The 15,058-nt window shown below is 68.2% G+C and carries 13 protein-coding genes and 1 pseudogene; 6 read left to right on the top strand and 8 right to left on the bottom strand.

Features of this window, described 5'->3' with window-relative positions:
• Window positions 1-51: 51 nt before the first annotated feature.
• The 4 genes from ACWESM_RS19430 to ACWESM_RS19415 form a co-directional block, all read right to left on the bottom strand.
• Window positions 52-861 (bottom strand): RNA polymerase sigma factor SigF, encoded by an 810-nt coding sequence (locus tag ACWESM_RS19430; RefSeq protein ID WP_355072668.1) that lies wholly within the window; start codon window positions 859-861, stop codon window positions 52-54.
• Window positions 854-1,291, bottom strand: coding sequence for an ATP-binding protein (locus ACWESM_RS19425; protein WP_355072666.1), 438 nt, complete (start codon window positions 1,289-1,291; stop codon window positions 854-856). Before ACWESM_RS19425 ends, ACWESM_RS19430 begins: the two co-directional genes overlap by 8 nt.
• A gap of 237 nt (window positions 1,292-1,528) precedes the next feature.
• Window positions 1,529-2,011, bottom strand: coding sequence for a DUF4254 domain-containing protein (locus tag ACWESM_RS19420; protein ID WP_364427568.1), 483 nt, complete (start codon window positions 2,009-2,011; stop codon window positions 1,529-1,531).
• Between the two features lie 110 nt (window positions 2,012-2,121).
• Window positions 2,122-2,547: a VOC family protein gene (locus ACWESM_RS19415; protein ID WP_355072663.1), complete on the bottom strand. Its 426-nt coding sequence runs from the start codon at window positions 2,545-2,547 to the stop codon at window positions 2,122-2,124.
• A gap of 139 nt (window positions 2,548-2,686) precedes the next feature.
• Here ACWESM_RS19415 and ACWESM_RS19410 point away from each other — a divergent pair, with 139 nt between their 5' ends.
• Window positions 2,687-3,661, top strand: coding sequence for a GlxA family transcriptional regulator (locus tag ACWESM_RS19410; protein ID WP_355072661.1), 975 nt, complete (start codon window positions 2,687-2,689; stop codon window positions 3,659-3,661).
• A 202-nt stretch (window positions 3,662-3,863) separates the two neighbouring features.
• Window positions 3,864-5,735 (top strand): potassium transporter Kup, encoded by a 1,872-nt coding sequence (locus tag ACWESM_RS19405; protein ID WP_452493075.1) that lies wholly within the window; start codon window positions 3,864-3,866, stop codon window positions 5,733-5,735.
• 54 nt (window positions 5,736-5,789) lie between these two features.
• Here the strand turns inward: ACWESM_RS19405 and ACWESM_RS19400 are convergent.
• Window positions 5,790-6,454: pseudogene (locus tag ACWESM_RS19400) on the bottom strand (SDR family oxidoreductase).
• Window positions 6,455-6,602: 148 nt separating this feature from the next.
• Here ACWESM_RS19400 and ACWESM_RS19395 point away from each other — a divergent pair.
• Complete coding sequence (locus tag ACWESM_RS19395) at window positions 6,603-7,025, top strand: MarR family winged helix-turn-helix transcriptional regulator (protein WP_452492951.1); 423 nt, start codon at window positions 6,603-6,605, stop codon at window positions 7,023-7,025.
• A 202-nt stretch (window positions 7,026-7,227) separates the two neighbouring features.
• On the top strand, window positions 7,228-9,084 hold the full coding sequence (locus tag ACWESM_RS19390; protein WP_452492949.1) for a DNA/RNA non-specific endonuclease: 1,857 nt from the start codon (window positions 7,228-7,230) through the stop codon (window positions 9,082-9,084).
• A gap of 11 nt (window positions 9,085-9,095) precedes the next feature.
• Here the strand turns inward: ACWESM_RS19390 and ACWESM_RS19385 are convergent, their stop codons facing one another.
• On the bottom strand, window positions 9,096-9,554 hold the full coding sequence (locus ACWESM_RS19385; protein WP_364427554.1) for an SRPBCC family protein: 459 nt from the start codon (window positions 9,552-9,554) through the stop codon (window positions 9,096-9,098).
• 317 nt (window positions 9,555-9,871) lie between these two features.
• On the opposite strand from ACWESM_RS19385, the gene ACWESM_RS19380 reads away from it, so the two are divergent.
• The gene (locus ACWESM_RS19380; protein ID WP_355072651.1) at window positions 9,872-9,997 is read left to right on the top strand and encodes a hypothetical protein; all 126 of its coding nucleotides are present in this window, start codon (window positions 9,872-9,874) and stop codon (window positions 9,995-9,997) included.
• Window positions 9,998-10,042: 45 nt separating this feature from the next.
• Here ACWESM_RS19380 and ACWESM_RS19375 read toward each other — a convergent pair whose 3' ends face one another.
• Together ACWESM_RS19375 and ACWESM_RS19370 are read right to left on the bottom strand one after the other, a co-directional pair.
• Complete coding sequence (locus tag ACWESM_RS19375; protein WP_364427549.1) at window positions 10,043-11,269, bottom strand: cytochrome P450; 1,227 nt, start codon at window positions 11,267-11,269, stop codon at window positions 10,043-10,045.
• A complete protein-coding gene (locus ACWESM_RS19370) occupies window positions 11,266-11,484 on the bottom strand; it encodes a ferredoxin (protein ID WP_364427546.1) in 219 nt (72 codons plus the stop codon). The genes ACWESM_RS19375 and ACWESM_RS19370 overlap by 4 nt, the downstream gene beginning before the upstream one ends.
• 366 nt (window positions 11,485-11,850) lie before the next feature.
• On the opposite strand from ACWESM_RS19370, the gene ACWESM_RS19365 reads away from it, so the two are divergent.
• Complete coding sequence (locus ACWESM_RS19365) at window positions 11,851-15,012, top strand: BTAD domain-containing putative transcriptional regulator (RefSeq protein ID WP_355072646.1); 3,162 nt, start codon at window positions 11,851-11,853, stop codon at window positions 15,010-15,012.
• The last annotated feature ends 46 nt before the right edge of the window (window positions 15,013-15,058 follow it).

Raw genomic sequence — 15,058 nt, 5'->3', positions numbered from 1 at the left:
GAGCGTCACCACGGGCTGACCGGCGAGTGAACGCCTCCGCCGGGGCGCGGGTCAGTCCCGCAGCGCCTGCTCGCGCAGCGATTTCAAGGTCTTCGACAGAATCCGTGAGACCTGCATCTGCGAACATCCGATGCGCTGGGCGATCTGCTCCTGGGACATCGAGTCGAAGAAGCGCATCACCAGCACCTGCTTCTCACGTTCCGGCAGAGCCGCCAGCAGCGGCTTGACCGCCAGGTAGTTCTCCACGGTGCTGAAGTCCGGGTCTTCGGCGCCGAGCGAGTCCAGCAGCGAGGGACCGCCGGATTCGGAGTCGTCGGTGTCCGAGGCGGCGTCGATCGAGGAGGTCTGGTAGGCGTTGCGGGCGATGAGCGCCTGGGTCACCTCGTTCAGGTCCGCGCCCAGTTCCTCGGCGATCTCCCGCGCCCGCGGCATCCGGCCCAGCCGCTGCGACAGGATCTCCACCGTCGGACCGATGGTGGACTGGATCTCCTTGAGCCGCCGTGGCACTCGCACCGACCAGGCGTAGTCGCGGAAATGCCTGCGCACTTCACCCATGATCGTCGGCACCGCGAACGACAGGAAGGTCGCGCCGTGCCCCGGATCGAAGCGGTCGACGGCGGCGAGCATGCCCACCCGAGCGATCTGCAACAGGTCCTCGAAGCTCTCGCCGCGGCCGCTGAACTTGCGGGCGATGTGTTCGGCCAGCGGCAGGCAACGTTCGATCAGCTCGGTGCGCACGGCGTCCCGGCGTGGATCGTCCGGGGCCAGCGCGGCCAGTTCGGCGAAGAGCGGCTCGATATTGTCGTAGGTGTCTCCCCGCGATTTGCGCTTGGAAGCGACCTGATTCGACTCGCTACTCATTATTCGAGCCGCCGCGCACCCAACGGAAGTCGACGACGGTCGGGTAGCCGCCCACAGCGGAGTCGTGCGCGCCTCGGGTGGCCGAGACCGAATCCGTGAGCGTCGCCACGATGTGCCAGCCGAAGCCGGACTCGTCCGGGCTGGCGTCCGACACCGTGACGGTGGAGACGCGCACCTCCACCGCGTCGTCCTCGAAGCCGAACGCGCACTCCAGCTCCGCCCCGTCCACCGCGTCCAGCACCAGGGCGCTGGCCACCTCGTCGAGGGCCAGCCGGATGTCGGTCACCTCGTCGATGCCGAAATCGGCCATGAGCACGACGGTCTCGGCCAAGGCACGCAACATCGCGAGCTGTTCGGACACCGCGGGCACCCGCACGCTGATCGTGCCGGTCCGCGTCGTAGCGGGAGGAGTCCCCTCACCCTTGCTCATGCACCGCTCCCAGAAGTCGCGCCGTCCGTCGGAGCGCCAAGCCTACGCCCTCCTCCGTAGTGAACTCGATCGGCCACGGCTCGGCGCGCGCGTCTTCGTCCGGGGACGGCTGATCGCGAGGCGCTGCGACGCGGACGCGCGCACTCCCCACAACGGATGCCGACAACGATGACCAGCGCGTTCGTCCGATGCGACCGGCTCGGCCACTCGATCGACCGCCGGTAGGCCACCCCGGCATCACTGGGCGCCCGAAGCGCCGGTTCGTCCGGACGGAAGACGCCGACGGCCGTCCCCGATCGCGCGCACCAGATCGGCGTAGGCGATCTCCAGTTCGGCCAGCCGGGTCCATGCCGCGTGCATGCGCTCGCCTCCCGGATCGTCGTGCATCAGCAGATGGAACGCGTCTTCCGCGACGGCGGCCATCCGGTCGATCATCTCCCCCAGGCTCTCGTGGTGCACCCGCACCGCGGGGTCGGCGCACGGCAGGTGCAGCGCCGCCCAGGTGTCGATCCGTTCGACCAACTCGGCGCGCCGCCGCCGCGTCCCGACCGATTCCCGTGCGTCCTCCCGGCGCCGCCGGTGCAGTTCGGTCAGCTCGCGCGCCCACCGGCTCACCGGGCCCTGCACGTGCTGGCCGCCCAGCGCGCACAGCAGTGCGCTCGGACTCGGCAGCGCCGAATCCTCGGACAGCTTCCGCGGTCGCGCACGCTGGACCAGCATCGGCCTACCTCCCCGGCACGACCGCACCGCTCGTACGGCCGGTCGGCCAAGCCTTCATCAGGACAGCGTTCATTCCGGATCGGGCATGCCCGCTGCGGGCGGACGCAAACTCACAGGGGCGCAGTGAGTTCGAGATGGATGCCGTCGGGATCGGAGAACGACAGGATCGCGATGCCGAAATCGGCCATCTCGGTGATCTTCCCGTGTTCGATGCCCGCATCGGCCAGGCGAGCTGCCGCGGCCACCAGATCGTCCCGCGCCGGGACGGTGAAGCTGAGATGGTCCAAACCCACACGTTCGGAATCGAATCGGTCCGCCGGATCGGCGACCGGACGCAGGCCGAGCAACATGCCGTTGGCCTGGAACACCACCCCGCCGAACAGTCGCATCGGGTCGGCGCGCACCTCCGGATCGTCGGGGCTGCCTGGCGATTCGGCGGCGATGGGGAAACCGAGCACATCTCGGTAGAAGGCACGCGACCGGGCGATGTCGGTCACGGTCAACCGGATGTGATGCGTCCCGGTCGTTTCGATCATGGTCACGCTCCCAAACGAGGTACGGCGGGTTCGATCGGCTCCCCGGTTCGCTCGGCGGCGAGCCGTCTCGCGATGACGGTAGGACAGAATCCCGGCGGAACCGAGTGTCGCAAACGACATCTTCGGTACCGTTTCCGACATGGACGTCGTCGTCTTCGTGGTAGACGGCGTAGCCGATTTCGGATACGCCGCCCTACTGGAAACCTTCAACACCGCCAACGCCGTGCGCACCGAGCTGCCCGACCCGCCGCAGCCGTGGCGGGTGCACAGCGCGTCGTTCGGCGCCACGGTGCGGTCGGGCAACGGCCACACCGTGCCGACGATCCCGCTCGACGAGCTCGGCGACGGGTTCGATCTGATGATCGTGCCCGCCGTGAACGTCCTGGAGGCCGCGGCGCTGATCGACCTGGTTTCCGCACCCGCCAGCCGTCCGGTGCTCGACCGGCTGGTCGCGGCCCGCGATCGGGGCGCTCACCTCGCCGGCGCCTGCACCGGAACGTTCTTCCTGGCCGAGGCAGGCGTGCTGGACGGCTCCCCCGCGACCACGAGCTGGTGGCTCGGCCCCAGCTTCCGGCGCCGCTACCCACACGTGGAACTCGACGAGGGGCGCACGCTGTGTCGCGGTCGACGCGTCACCACCGCGGGCGCCGCGCTCTCGCACATGGACCTGGCGCTGTCGCTGATCGCGAGCAAGAGCCCGGCCCTGGCCGAACGCGCCATGCGCTACCTGGCGGTGGGCGCGGGCCGACCGCAACGCGAGTTCATCGTCCCCGAGATCATCGCCCGCGGCGATTCCGTCACCGCCGCCTTCGAACGCTGGGTCCGCGCACACCTCGGCGAGAATTTCCGGATATCCCAGGCCGCTCGCGCCGTCGGCGTCACCGAACGCAGCCTGCAGCGGGCCACCCACGCCGAACTGGGCATGTCCCCCACGGAATTCGTGCACGACATCCGCCTGGAACGCGCCGTGCAACTGCTGCGCACCACTTCGCTCACGGTGGACGCGGTGGCCGCCAAGGTGGGTTATCTCAACGCCGGAACACTGCGTGGATTGTTCCGCCGCCGCCGGGGCATGTCGATCTCCGAGATCCGCATGACGCGCGTGTCGTATTGAGCCGCGGTAGGCACGACGCCGGATGTCATGCGGCGGCTACTGCCCGACGGCCCAACTCCGGGAACGGTATCGTCCGCACGGGCGGCCGGACAGCCCGCGCTAGGAGGACTCGGTGACCGATCGGCAGCACACGACCACATCCGACGAGGAGCGACCCCCCGCGCCCTCCGCGACGAGCGCACACGACACCGCGCGGCTCGGCGTGGTGGTCGCCGCACTCGGCGTGGTGTTCGGCGACATCGGCACCAGTCCGATCTACACCATCCAGACGGTGTTCAACCCTGCCGACCCACATCCGGTGCCGGTGAGCGTGGACAACGTGTACGGCGTGGTCTCGCTGATCTTCTGGTCGGTCACCATCATCGTCACCGTCACCTACATCCTGCTGGCCCTGCGCGCCGACAACGACGGCGAGGGCGGCATCATGGCGCTGATCACGCAGCTGCGGCGGTGGGGTTCGCAGCACGGCCGACGGCAGACCGCGGCGCTGGCGGCGCTGGGCATCTTCGGCGCTTCGCTGTTCTTCGGCGACAGCATGATCACTCCGGCGATCTCCGTGCTGTCCGCCGTCGAGGGAATCGATGTCGTGCAACCGTCGCTGGCGGATTTCGTCGTACCGATCACCGCGGTCATCATCGTGACGCTGTTCCTGGTGCAGCGCCGGGGCACCTCGGCCGTGGGCCGGGTGTTCGGGCCGGTGATGATCGCCTGGTTCGCCGTCATCGGCGCGTGCGGGGTGGCGGGCATCGCCGATCATCCGCAGATTCTTCGAGCCCTGTCACCGACCTACGCGCTCGGCTTCCTGTTCGGCCATTTCGGCACCGCCTTCTTCGCCTTGGCCGCGATCGTCCTCGCGGTGACCGGAGCCGAGGCGCTGTACGCCGACATGGGTCATTTCGGTCGCAGGGCGATCACCCGTGGCTGGCTGTTTCTGGTGTTCCCGGCGTGCATCCTCAGCTATTTCGGCCAAGGCGCGCTGATCCTCGACGATCCCGGCCACGTCAGCAGCCCGTTCTTCCTGCTCATGCCCGCATGGGGCCGCCTGCCGCTGGTGCTGTTGGCCACCGCCGCTACGGTGATCGCGTCGCAGGCGGTGATCACCGGCGCGTATTCGGTGGCATCCCAGGCCGCCCGGCTCGGCTACCTGCCCCGGCTGCGCATCGCGCACACCTCGGAGGCGACGGTCGGCCAGATCTACGTGCCGTGGATCAACTGGCTGCTGATGGTCTCGGTGCTCACCCTGGTGTTCGCCTTCCGCAGTTCGGCGGCGCTGGCCTACGCGTTCGGCATGGCGGTGACCGGCACGATCACCATCACCACGCTGTTGTTCTTCTACGTCGCCCGCGCCCGCTGGAATATCCCGCGCTGGCTGCTCGCCCTTGGCGCCGTCCCCCTGCTGTCGGTGGACCTGCTGTTCGTCGCGGCCAACCTGACCAAGCTCGTGCACGGCGCGTGGCTGCCGCTGCTGATCGGTCTCACCGCGTTCACAATCATGACCACCTGGCAACGCGGGCGCGACATCGTCACCGCCGAACGCGAACGGCGGGAGGGGTCGCTGCGCGAGTTCGTCGACCACTTGCACGCGGGCGACCCGTCGATACTCGAGGTCCCCGGCACGGCCGTCTTCCTCAACCGAGGCAAACGAACCGCGCCGCTGGCCTTGCGGGCCAACGCCGAACACAACCACGTGCGCCACGCGCACGTCGTGATCATGTCGATCGAGACCGAACCCGTGCCGCGGGTTCCGGCGGACGAACGGATCAGCGTCGATTCCCTCGGCTACACCGAAGACGGCATCATCCACGTGTGCGCCCGGTTCGGCTACATGGAGTCGCAAGACGTGCCCGGTGCGCTGGCATTGCTCGACCCCGCTGTCACCGAGGGACCGTTGCAGCTGGACCGTGCGTCCTACTTCCTGTCGAAGATCGAGCTGCGCCCCGGTACCGAGCCGACGATGGCCCAGTGGCGCAAGCGGCTGTTCATCGCCACCTCCTACATCACCGCCGACGCCGCCGAGCAGTTCGGCCTACCCCGCGAGCGCACGGTGATCATGGGCGCTCACATCGAGATCTAGGCGCGCACACCCTGGTTCCGTCTCGGACCGTCTCCGTCCCGGTACGTTCGCGGTTCAGAAGGCTCCCCCACCGGCGGGCACGCTCGCCCCGGTGATCCAGCGGGCCTCCTCCGACGCCAGAAAGCCGACCACGTCGGCGATGTCGTCGGGCTCGCCCATGCGGCCGAGCGGAATCGATTGAAGGATCTGCTGATTCGCCCCGATCGCCCCTGACGCGGCGAGTGCGTCGGTGTGCACCGCACCGGGCAGCACGCTGTTGGCCGTGATGCCGCGCGAGCCGAGTTCCCTGGCCAGCACCCGAACCAGCTGCTCTACGGCGGCCTTGCTGGCGCCGTAGACACCCGAGCCCGGCCGGTGGGTCAGTGTCGCGCCGGAGGACACGACGACGATGCGGCCGTTGTCGCGCAACCGCTTCGCGGCCTCCCGCAGGGCGACGAACGTCGCCTTGGTGTTGACCGCGAACATCAGCTCGAAGTCCTCGTCGGTGGCCTCGGCTATCGAGCCGAACGCGCGACGCCCGCGTTGTTCACGAAGACGTCCACGCCGCCGAAACGCTCCTCGGCGGCGTCGAACAACCTGCGCGGGCCCGCCGGGTCGGCGACGTCGGCCCGCACCGCCCACGCCTGCCCACCGGAGCCCTCGATGGCGGCCACCACCTGTTCGGCGGCCGGCCGGTTCGATCGGTAGTTGACGACGACGGCGGCTCCCCTCGCGCCCATGCGCTCGGCGATGGCGCGACCGATGCCGCGGGATCCTCCGGTGACGATCGCGACCGGCATCTCACCTCCCATTGATGACCATGGCGATAGTCGAGATCATCAACTAAATCAGTGAGGATGTCAACTGTTGATGACATAGACTTTCCCCATGCCGACCGATGATCAGGGGCTCGCGCCCGCTTTCGCACGGCTGTACCGCGAGATCAGCGCCCTCTACACCTCGATCGCGCGACGCCTCGAATTGACGAGTCAGCAAGCCGAATTGCTGTGCCTGCTCGGCGCCGACCGGCCGCCGTCCTTCGGCGAGCTGGCCGCGACGCTCGGTTGTGACAAGACCAATGTGACCGGCATGGTCGACCGGCTGGAGCGGCGAGGGCTACTCGTCCGGGAGACCGACCCGGGAGACCGCCGCGTGACTCGCGCCGTTCCCACCGAACAGGGCTCGGCGGCGCGACACAAGTTCCGCGCGGAGCTGGAGCACGAGCTGGCCCGCAGGCTTCCCGGCATCGACCGAACTCGATTGATCGGCCTCGTGACCGCGACGGCGACAGCCTTGGCCGAACATCGGTGAAAATCTAACGTCGCTGAAACCGACAGCACGCATAGGCTCTACCTACTGTTTTGGTTATGCGAACTAACTTTTGCGCAGCATTGCGGCACCCGTCGTTCGAGTAGTTCGCTACTCGTGTGCGGGCACGACTGTGACCAGAGAATGGCGATAGCTGGTGCGACAGCGCCGTCGACGCCACGCTCACCTCGATCACGGAGCCACCATGCCTGCCAAAAAGAATTCACCAGCCCGCCGGACGAACACCCGAAACGACGACCTTCTCGCCGCACTGCGCAAATTCATCCGCAGCAAGGGCGAGAACTTCCTCGAAGACCCCAATATCTCCTCGATCGGCATCGGCCACAAGCAAGTCGACGGAAAATCGACCGGCGAGATCGCGGTGCAGTTCACCGTGCACGAGAAGGTGTCCGAACCGGAGGCGCTGGAAGCGCTTGGCACGTCGGCGATTCCGGAGACCGTCACCGTCGACGGGATCGAGGTACCGACCGACGTGCTACAGCGCACGTTCGAGCCGGCCTTCCGGCTGGTCACCGAAGCGGCCGCGCCCGAGCGCAAGTCGCGCCTCGACCCGATCGTGCCGGGAATCAGCGTTGCCCACCCGAGCACTACGGCGGGGACGATCGGTTGCGTCGTCTACGACCGGGACGACGGAACACCGTATGTGCTGAGCAATTGGCACGTCCTGAACACCGCGGCGGGCAATCTCGGCGACGACGTCGTGCAGCCGGGCCCGCGTGACGACAACCGGGTCGACCGCAACCGGCTCGGCAAGCTGATCCGATCCCATCTCGGCACGGCGGGCGACTGCGCCGTCGCCGACATCGAGAACCGGCGGTTCAGCGCCGCGATCATGGGCCTGGACGTCGTCCCGGACCGCCTCGGCGAACCCGAGCTGGGCGACAAGGTGATCAAGAGCGGCCGGACCACCCAGGTCACCCACGGCATGGTGCGGCGCGTCGACGTGGTCGCCAAGATCGACTATCACGGCGTTGGCACGAGAAGCATCGGCGGCTTCGAGATCGGGCCCGACCCGGACCATCCCGCGGTCGACGGCGAGATCAGCAGCGGCGGCGACTCCGGATCGGCGTGGATTTTCGAGCTCCCCGACGGCAAGACCAGCACCGTGCTGGCCGGATTGCATTTCGCAGGCGAGACGGGCGCGGACACCGACGAGCACGCGCTGGCCTGCCTGCCGCAATCGGTGTTCGAGAAGCTCGGCATCACCTTGACCCCGCCGGCCACGGAGGAAGCCGCGGCCGTCGCCGGATACGACCCGAATTTCCTCGCGTCGCCGATTCCGGTCCCCGAGGTGGACGCCGAGGTCCGCCCCGACGTGGCGACCACCCTGGACGGCGCCGATGTCCTGCACTACACGCATTTCTCCCTCGCGATGCGCCGCTCGCGCCGCTTCGCCATCTGGGTGGCCTGGAATATCGACGGCGGCTCGATCAAGAAGCTGTCGCGGAAGAAGATCGACTTCGTCAAGGACGCGCGGCTCGACGCGGACGCCCAGGTCGGCAACGAGTTGTACCGCGACAACCGGCTCGATCGCGGCCACCTCGCCCGCCGCGCGGACCTGCTGTGGGGCAGCCTGCCCGAGGCCAAGAAGGCCAACGAGGATTCGTTCTTCTACACCAACATCACCCCGCAGATGGACGACTTCAACCAGAGCATGCGCGATGGGGTCTGGGGGCGGCTCGAGGACGCCGTCTTCGCCGACGTCACCGTCGACGACCTCAAGGTCAGCGCGTTCGGCGGCCCGGTCTTCACCGACGACGACCAGGAATTCCGGCAGGTCAGGATTCCGCGCGAGTTCTGGAAGGTCATCGCGTTCCGGGAGAACGGCGAACTGAAGGCCCGGGGCTTCCTGCTGAGCCAGAACCTGGACCAGCTGGAAGTGCTCGATCTCGACGAGTTCCGCGTCTTCCAGCTGCCGCTGACCGAGATCGAGCAGCGAGCCCGCTTCCACTTCCCGCAAGCGCTGCGGGACGCGGATCTGCAACTGGCGCCGGAGGAAGTGGCCGCCCCCTTGAACTCGGTCGCGGATATCCAATGGTGAAGCGGAGCGACCTATACGGCGCGTGATTTCGGGGGCGCGGTATATCCCTCGGCGAATTCGATGAAGTTCTGCACGACGGTCTCGGCCTCCCGCCGGACGCTGCGCTTGAGGAGTAGTCCGGGCAGCAAGAGCGAGGATTGCAGCTCGGTGTGATACCAGACCTGCGATCCCGCGCCGTCCTCGGCGACTTCGAACCAGCCACCGCCGCCGACGCCGACACAGCTGTCCACGACCTGCCACGACACTCGGTCCGCGGTCCAGTCGTATTCCAGCACCTGGAGATCGGACTTGCCGAGCGGAGTCTCCGCGGTGACGTAGACCCGCTGCGGACGACCGGATTCACCGCGGGTGGCCACGCGCGCATCCGAATGCGTCGACCATTCGGGAAGCAATTCGATCGCGGCGACCGCATCGAACACCCGGATGGGATCGACGCCGACGGTGAAATGGATATCGGTTTTTACGCGCATAACTCCTCCACCCCCGGGATCAACCCGGCCGATTCTGCCCGTGCCGCTTCCCATCCGTCAATACGCGTTCGACTCGCAACCAGCATTCCCCCGCAAAGAGCGATGTCAGAGCCAAAAATAAGTCACCAGCTACCCGTTGGCTATTATCGATTCCAATTGTTACCGGCGAGTATAAAAGTGGGATCGCAAGAGTTTCGCCGCGGAGCTCGTGTGCGATATGCCGATCCAACCGTGGCGAGGGTGTTCATTCTGTCCGTGAGCGGTATTCATGCCACCGGTCCGTCGCGGCCCACACGGCCTACTTCGTGTTCTTTCGCATGGGCTCGAACCACCCCGCCGCCGGTGACGAGGACGACGCCGGAAATACGCTGCGCGCCTTGGCCACAGCGCGCCTCGTCATGGGCATGCCCGCCCTGGCCGACAACCGATACGGCCAGGGCTGACGGACCGGCCGTGCAGGCGCGTTCCCACGCGCTCGGCCGACAGTTCTACCGTGCCGTCTCCGTCCAGGTGACCGGCAGTTCGTGGACGCCGTAGATATTCATGTCGGTCCGGAGTTTCACCGCACCGGCGGGGATGGCGAGCTCGAGTGTCGGGAAGCGGCGCAGCAGTCCGGCGAAACCGGCGCGCATCTCGATGCGGGCCAGTTGCTGGCCGAGGCATTGGTGGACGCCGTGGCCGAAGGACAGGTGGCCGCGGGCCTTGCGGTGCAGGTCCAGGGTGTCGGGATGATCGAAACGCTGGGGGTCGTGGTTGGCGGCCAGCAGCGAGACGACCACGGTGGAACCCTTGCCGATCGTTTCACCGCCGAGTTCGATGTCGTCGGTGGCGTAGCGATAGAAGATGTCGGCGACCGACAGGTAGCGCATGAGTTCCTCGACGGCGTCGGGAAGCAGATCCGGGTCGGCGCGCAGTTCGGCCAGTTGCTCGGGGTGCTCCAGCAGCGCGAAGGTGCCGAGCGCGAGCATGTTCGCGGTGGTCTCGTGGCCCGCGAGCAGCAACAGGAAGGCGATGCCGGTCAGCTCCTCGATGGTGAGGTCGTCGTGGCGGGCCAGGTCGGACAGTATGTCCTCGCCGGGTTCGGCGCGCTTGCGTGTGACCAGTTCGGCCAGGTACGTCGTCATCGCGCCGTACGCCGCCATCTTCTCCTCGAGCGATTGGTCCTTGACCAAGAACTTGGCGGAGTTGACCTGGAAGGTCTCGCGGTCCGCGTAGGGCACGCCGAGCAGCTCGCAGATCACCAGCGAAGGCACCGGCAGCGCGAACTCCTCGACCAGGTCGACCGGCGGGGTCAGCCGCGCCATCTGGTCCAATTGCCGCTCGGCGATGTCGATGATGTGCTCCTCGAGCTGCCTCATCCGTTTGACGGTGAACGCGCCGGTCAGCTTGCGCCGCAGCCGGGTGTGGTCCGGCGGGTCCATGGCGATGAACAAACCCGGCACCTGCGGTGACGGTTCGGTGGCGACGGGCATGCCGGGTGTCTCGTACGGCACGTGGACGATGCCGATGTCCTGGCGGGAGCTGAACCGGGTGTCGGCCATGAGCCGGCGAACCGCGTCGTAGCCGGTGACGAGCCAGCCCTCGTGACCGTCGGGGAAGATCAGGGGGCTGACCGGACGAAGCTCACGCAGCCGGGTGATCTCGCGGGGTGGGTCGAAGGGTCCCGCGTCGCGCTCCAGGGGGAGGCCGTGCGGGATGGGGGCCGTCTGACTCATCGAATTTCCTCTCGCGGCGATTGTCGAACGATGGTGATCGCGCCGGACGGGCACAACTGGGCCGCCTCGCGGACGGCCTGCTCCCACTCGGGCGCGGGTGTGAGGTCCAGCGGCGCCACCCGGCCGTCCTCCGGGTCCTGGTCGAATACTCCAGGGGCGGTCAGTGCGCACATTCCGGCGCCGACGCAGCGCTCACGGTCCACTCTGAGTTCCACCGGCTACCCCTTTTCCCAGGTGACCGGGAGAGCGCGCACACCGTGGGCAAGTGCACTGCTGCACAGCGGCGTCCGCAACACCTTCCTCAGCCCTGTCATTGCTGAACTGTTCACAGGAGAACTGTCGCCCGACTGGCTGACACCGACCTGATACCGGCCTGACACGCAGCCGATACGGCGTTCGCCCTGGTCGACGCGCATCGCCTCCGCGCAGAGCCGATCAGATCGCGTATGCGCCCGCTCTCCGGCAAGCCGACATCTCGGCACGCTGCGGCCGACCGGTGTCGGTCGCCGCCATCGGAGTGGTTATCACCGCGGGGACGGGCGGCCCGGCTCACCGCCGAGAGTCCACGGCAGAATGGGCCGGTGCAGATCGGGATGCTTGGACCGCTCGAGATCCGACTAGACGACGGCGGATTGATCGAGGTACCGGGCGCTCGGTTGCGGGCGCTGTTGATCGCGCTCGCGCTCGAACCAGGTCGGGTAGTCCCGAAAGCGACGCTGGTCGACTGGATTTGGGGTGAGCAACCGCCCGCCGACGCGGCGAACGCCTTGCAGGCACTGGTCTCCCGGCTGCGCAGGGTGCTGCCGGACGGGGCGCTCGACGGGCAGGCGGGCGGATACCGGCTGACGGTGGAACCCCACGCCGTCGACGCCCTGCGGTTCGAACGGCTTCTCGACCAGGCCCGCGGCGGTGACGACGCGCGACAGGCCCAGCTCCTGCACGAGGCCGTCGAGCTGTGGCGCGGCGCGCCGATGCAGGACGTCGGAATACCGGACAGCGAGGCTTTCGACGCGGTGGTCACCCGGCTGGAGGGGCTGCGCCTCGCCGCCATGGAGGATCGGTACGAAGCGGAGGTCCGCCTCGGCCGGGGTACGGAGCTGATCACCGAGCTGACCGAGCTGGTGGCCCGGCACCCGGTGCGGGAACGGCTCGTCGCCGCGCTGATGCGCGCGCTCGGCGCCGCGGGTCGCGGCGCCGAGGCGCTGATCGCGTACCAGCGCGCACGGGAGGCACTCGCCGACACGCTGGGCGTCGATCCGTCGCCGGAACTCTCCGCATTACACGTGGCGCTCCTGCGCGGCGAAGTGCGAACGGAGGAGAACCACCGCAACACGAACCTGCGGGCCGAGTTGACCGAATTCGTGGGCAGATACGCCGATATCGCCGCCGTGCGCGAACTCATCGCGAACCATCGGCTCACCACGTTGACCGGTCCTGGTGGCTCGGGCAAGACCAGGTTGGCCCTCGAAACCGCGCGAACCATGCTCGACGACCTGCCCGACGGGGCCTGGCTGGTGGAACTGGCGTCCGTCGGCGCGAGTGGCGACATGGCGCAATCCGCCCTCGCCGCGCTCGGACTCCGCGACGCGCTGCTCGGCGGCGCACCGAACGCGGAACCGATGGACCGGCTCGTCGCGGCGATCCGCGAGCGCGAAACGCTGTTGATCCTGGACAACTGTGAGCACGTGATCGAGTCCGCGGCGGCGTTCGCCCACCGGCTGCTCGGAGAGTGCGGGCGGCTGCGGATCCTCGCGACCAGCCGCGAACCGCTCGGCATCATGGGCGAGGCGTTATGGCAGGTCGAGCCGTTGGCGTTGCCCGCGCAGGACGCGGATCCCGGCGAGATCGAGTCATCCCCGGCGGTGCAGCTGTTGCGGGACAGGGCCGGTGCGGTGCGTCAGGATCTCGCGGCCGATGCTCCCACCTTGTCGACCATGGCGCGCGTCTGCCGGGCCCTCGACGGAATCCCCCTGGCGATCGAACTGGCCGCGGCCAGACTGCGCACCATGTCCCTCGACCAGCTCGCCCACCGCCTCGATGATCGATTCCGTCTGCTGACCGGCGGCAGCCGCACCGCGATTCCGCAGCACCGGACGTTGCGAGCGGTAGTCGACTGGAGCTGGGAGCTGCTCACCGACTCCGAACGGATGGTTCTGCGCAGGCTCGCGGTGTTCTCCGGCGGCGCGAGCCTGGAGGCGGCCGAGCAGGTCTGCGCGGGGCCCGAAGCCCAGGGCGAGGAGAGCATGGCGGTCGAGCGGTGGGAGGTGCTCGAGCTGCTGACCGCGCTGACCGAGAAATCGCTGCTGCGTACCGTGGAGGACAGCGGGCCGCGCTTCCGGATGCTGGACACGATCAAGCAGTACGCCCGGGACCGGCTCGAGGAGTCGGGCGAATCGGATTCGGCGCGCCGAGCGCATCTCGCGTACTTCACCGAACTCGCCGACATCGCGGAGCCGCACCTGCGCCGCGCCGAGCAATTGGAGTGGCTCGCCACGCTCGAGGTCGAACACGACAACATCGCCGTCGCGATGCGTGGCGCGCTCGCGGCCGCGGACGCGACCGGGGCGATGCGGCTCGCGGCGGCCGCGGGCTGGTACTGGTGGCTCGGCGGCCACAAGGCCGAGGGCATGGAGCTGATCACCGCGGCTGCCGACACGTCCGGCGAGGTGGACGACGAGATCAGGGCCAGGGTGTACGGGCTGGTCGTGCACTTCATGAGCTCCGGGCCGAGTGACGAGCACCAAGTGGAGGAATGGATCCACAAGGCATACCTGTTCAGCCGACGCAGTCGGGGGCGATACCCGCTGCTGGCGTTCGTCGCAGCGCTGGAACGCATGTTGCAGGGGCCGGACGCGTTGCTGCCCGCGTTCGAACCGCTGCTCACCGATGACGACCCTTGGGTGCGGGCGCTGGCCCGGCTCCAGCTCGGCAAGGCGCGGATCGCGCTGGGACAGCAGGGGCGGGAGGCGGACGAGTATCTGGAGACGGCGCTCGCCGAGTTCCGGACCATCGGCGAGCGCTGGGGGATCTCGTTCGCTCTGACCGAACTGGCGAATCGAATCGCCATGCGCGGTGAGTTCGCCGGTGCGTGCGAGCATCTCGACCAGGCGATCGCGGTGGTCACCGAGGTCGGCGCGATCGAGGACGTTTTCTTGATGCGGGCGCGGCAGGCTCAGCTGTACTGGCTGCTGGGCGATGCGGAGGCGAGTGCGGCCGCCATGGCCGAGGCGCAGCGGCACGCGGATCGCTCCGCTTGGCCGAACGCACTGGCCGAACTCGCCCTGACCAGGGCGGAGCTGGCTCGTTGGAGCGACGACACCGAGCAGGCGTACCGGCAGATCGATCTCGCGACAACCCTCCTCGGCAGCGATGCCGAGCAGCGCTACGTCAGGGCGCGGACCCACAACCTGCTCGGCTACCTCGCCGACGGGCTCGATGAAGCCCGCGAACACCACGACGCAGCCTTCCAGGCGGCATCCGATGCGGGATACGCGCCTTTGACCGCTCAGGTGCTCGTCGGGATCGCCGACCTGGCGCAACGCGCCGACCACGATGAGCAGGCCGTCCGGCTGCTCGCGGCGAGTGCCGCAGTGCGCGGCCTGTCCGACCGTTCCCAACCGGATGTGGAACGGATCGAGCAGACAGCACGACGTCGCCTCGGCGAAGTGCGGTTCACCGAGGCGACGAAGGAGGGTGCGCAGGCGAGCTGGCGTGAACTGGTCGCCACTGCGCTCGCTTGCTGAACATGGCGAAAACAGTTGTGCGACACCGACCTGGTGTCGCACACCT

The sequence above is a fragment of the Nocardia sp. NPDC003999 genome (assembly GCF_053604885.1).
This window is presented reverse-complemented; position numbering and strand designations above follow the sequence as displayed.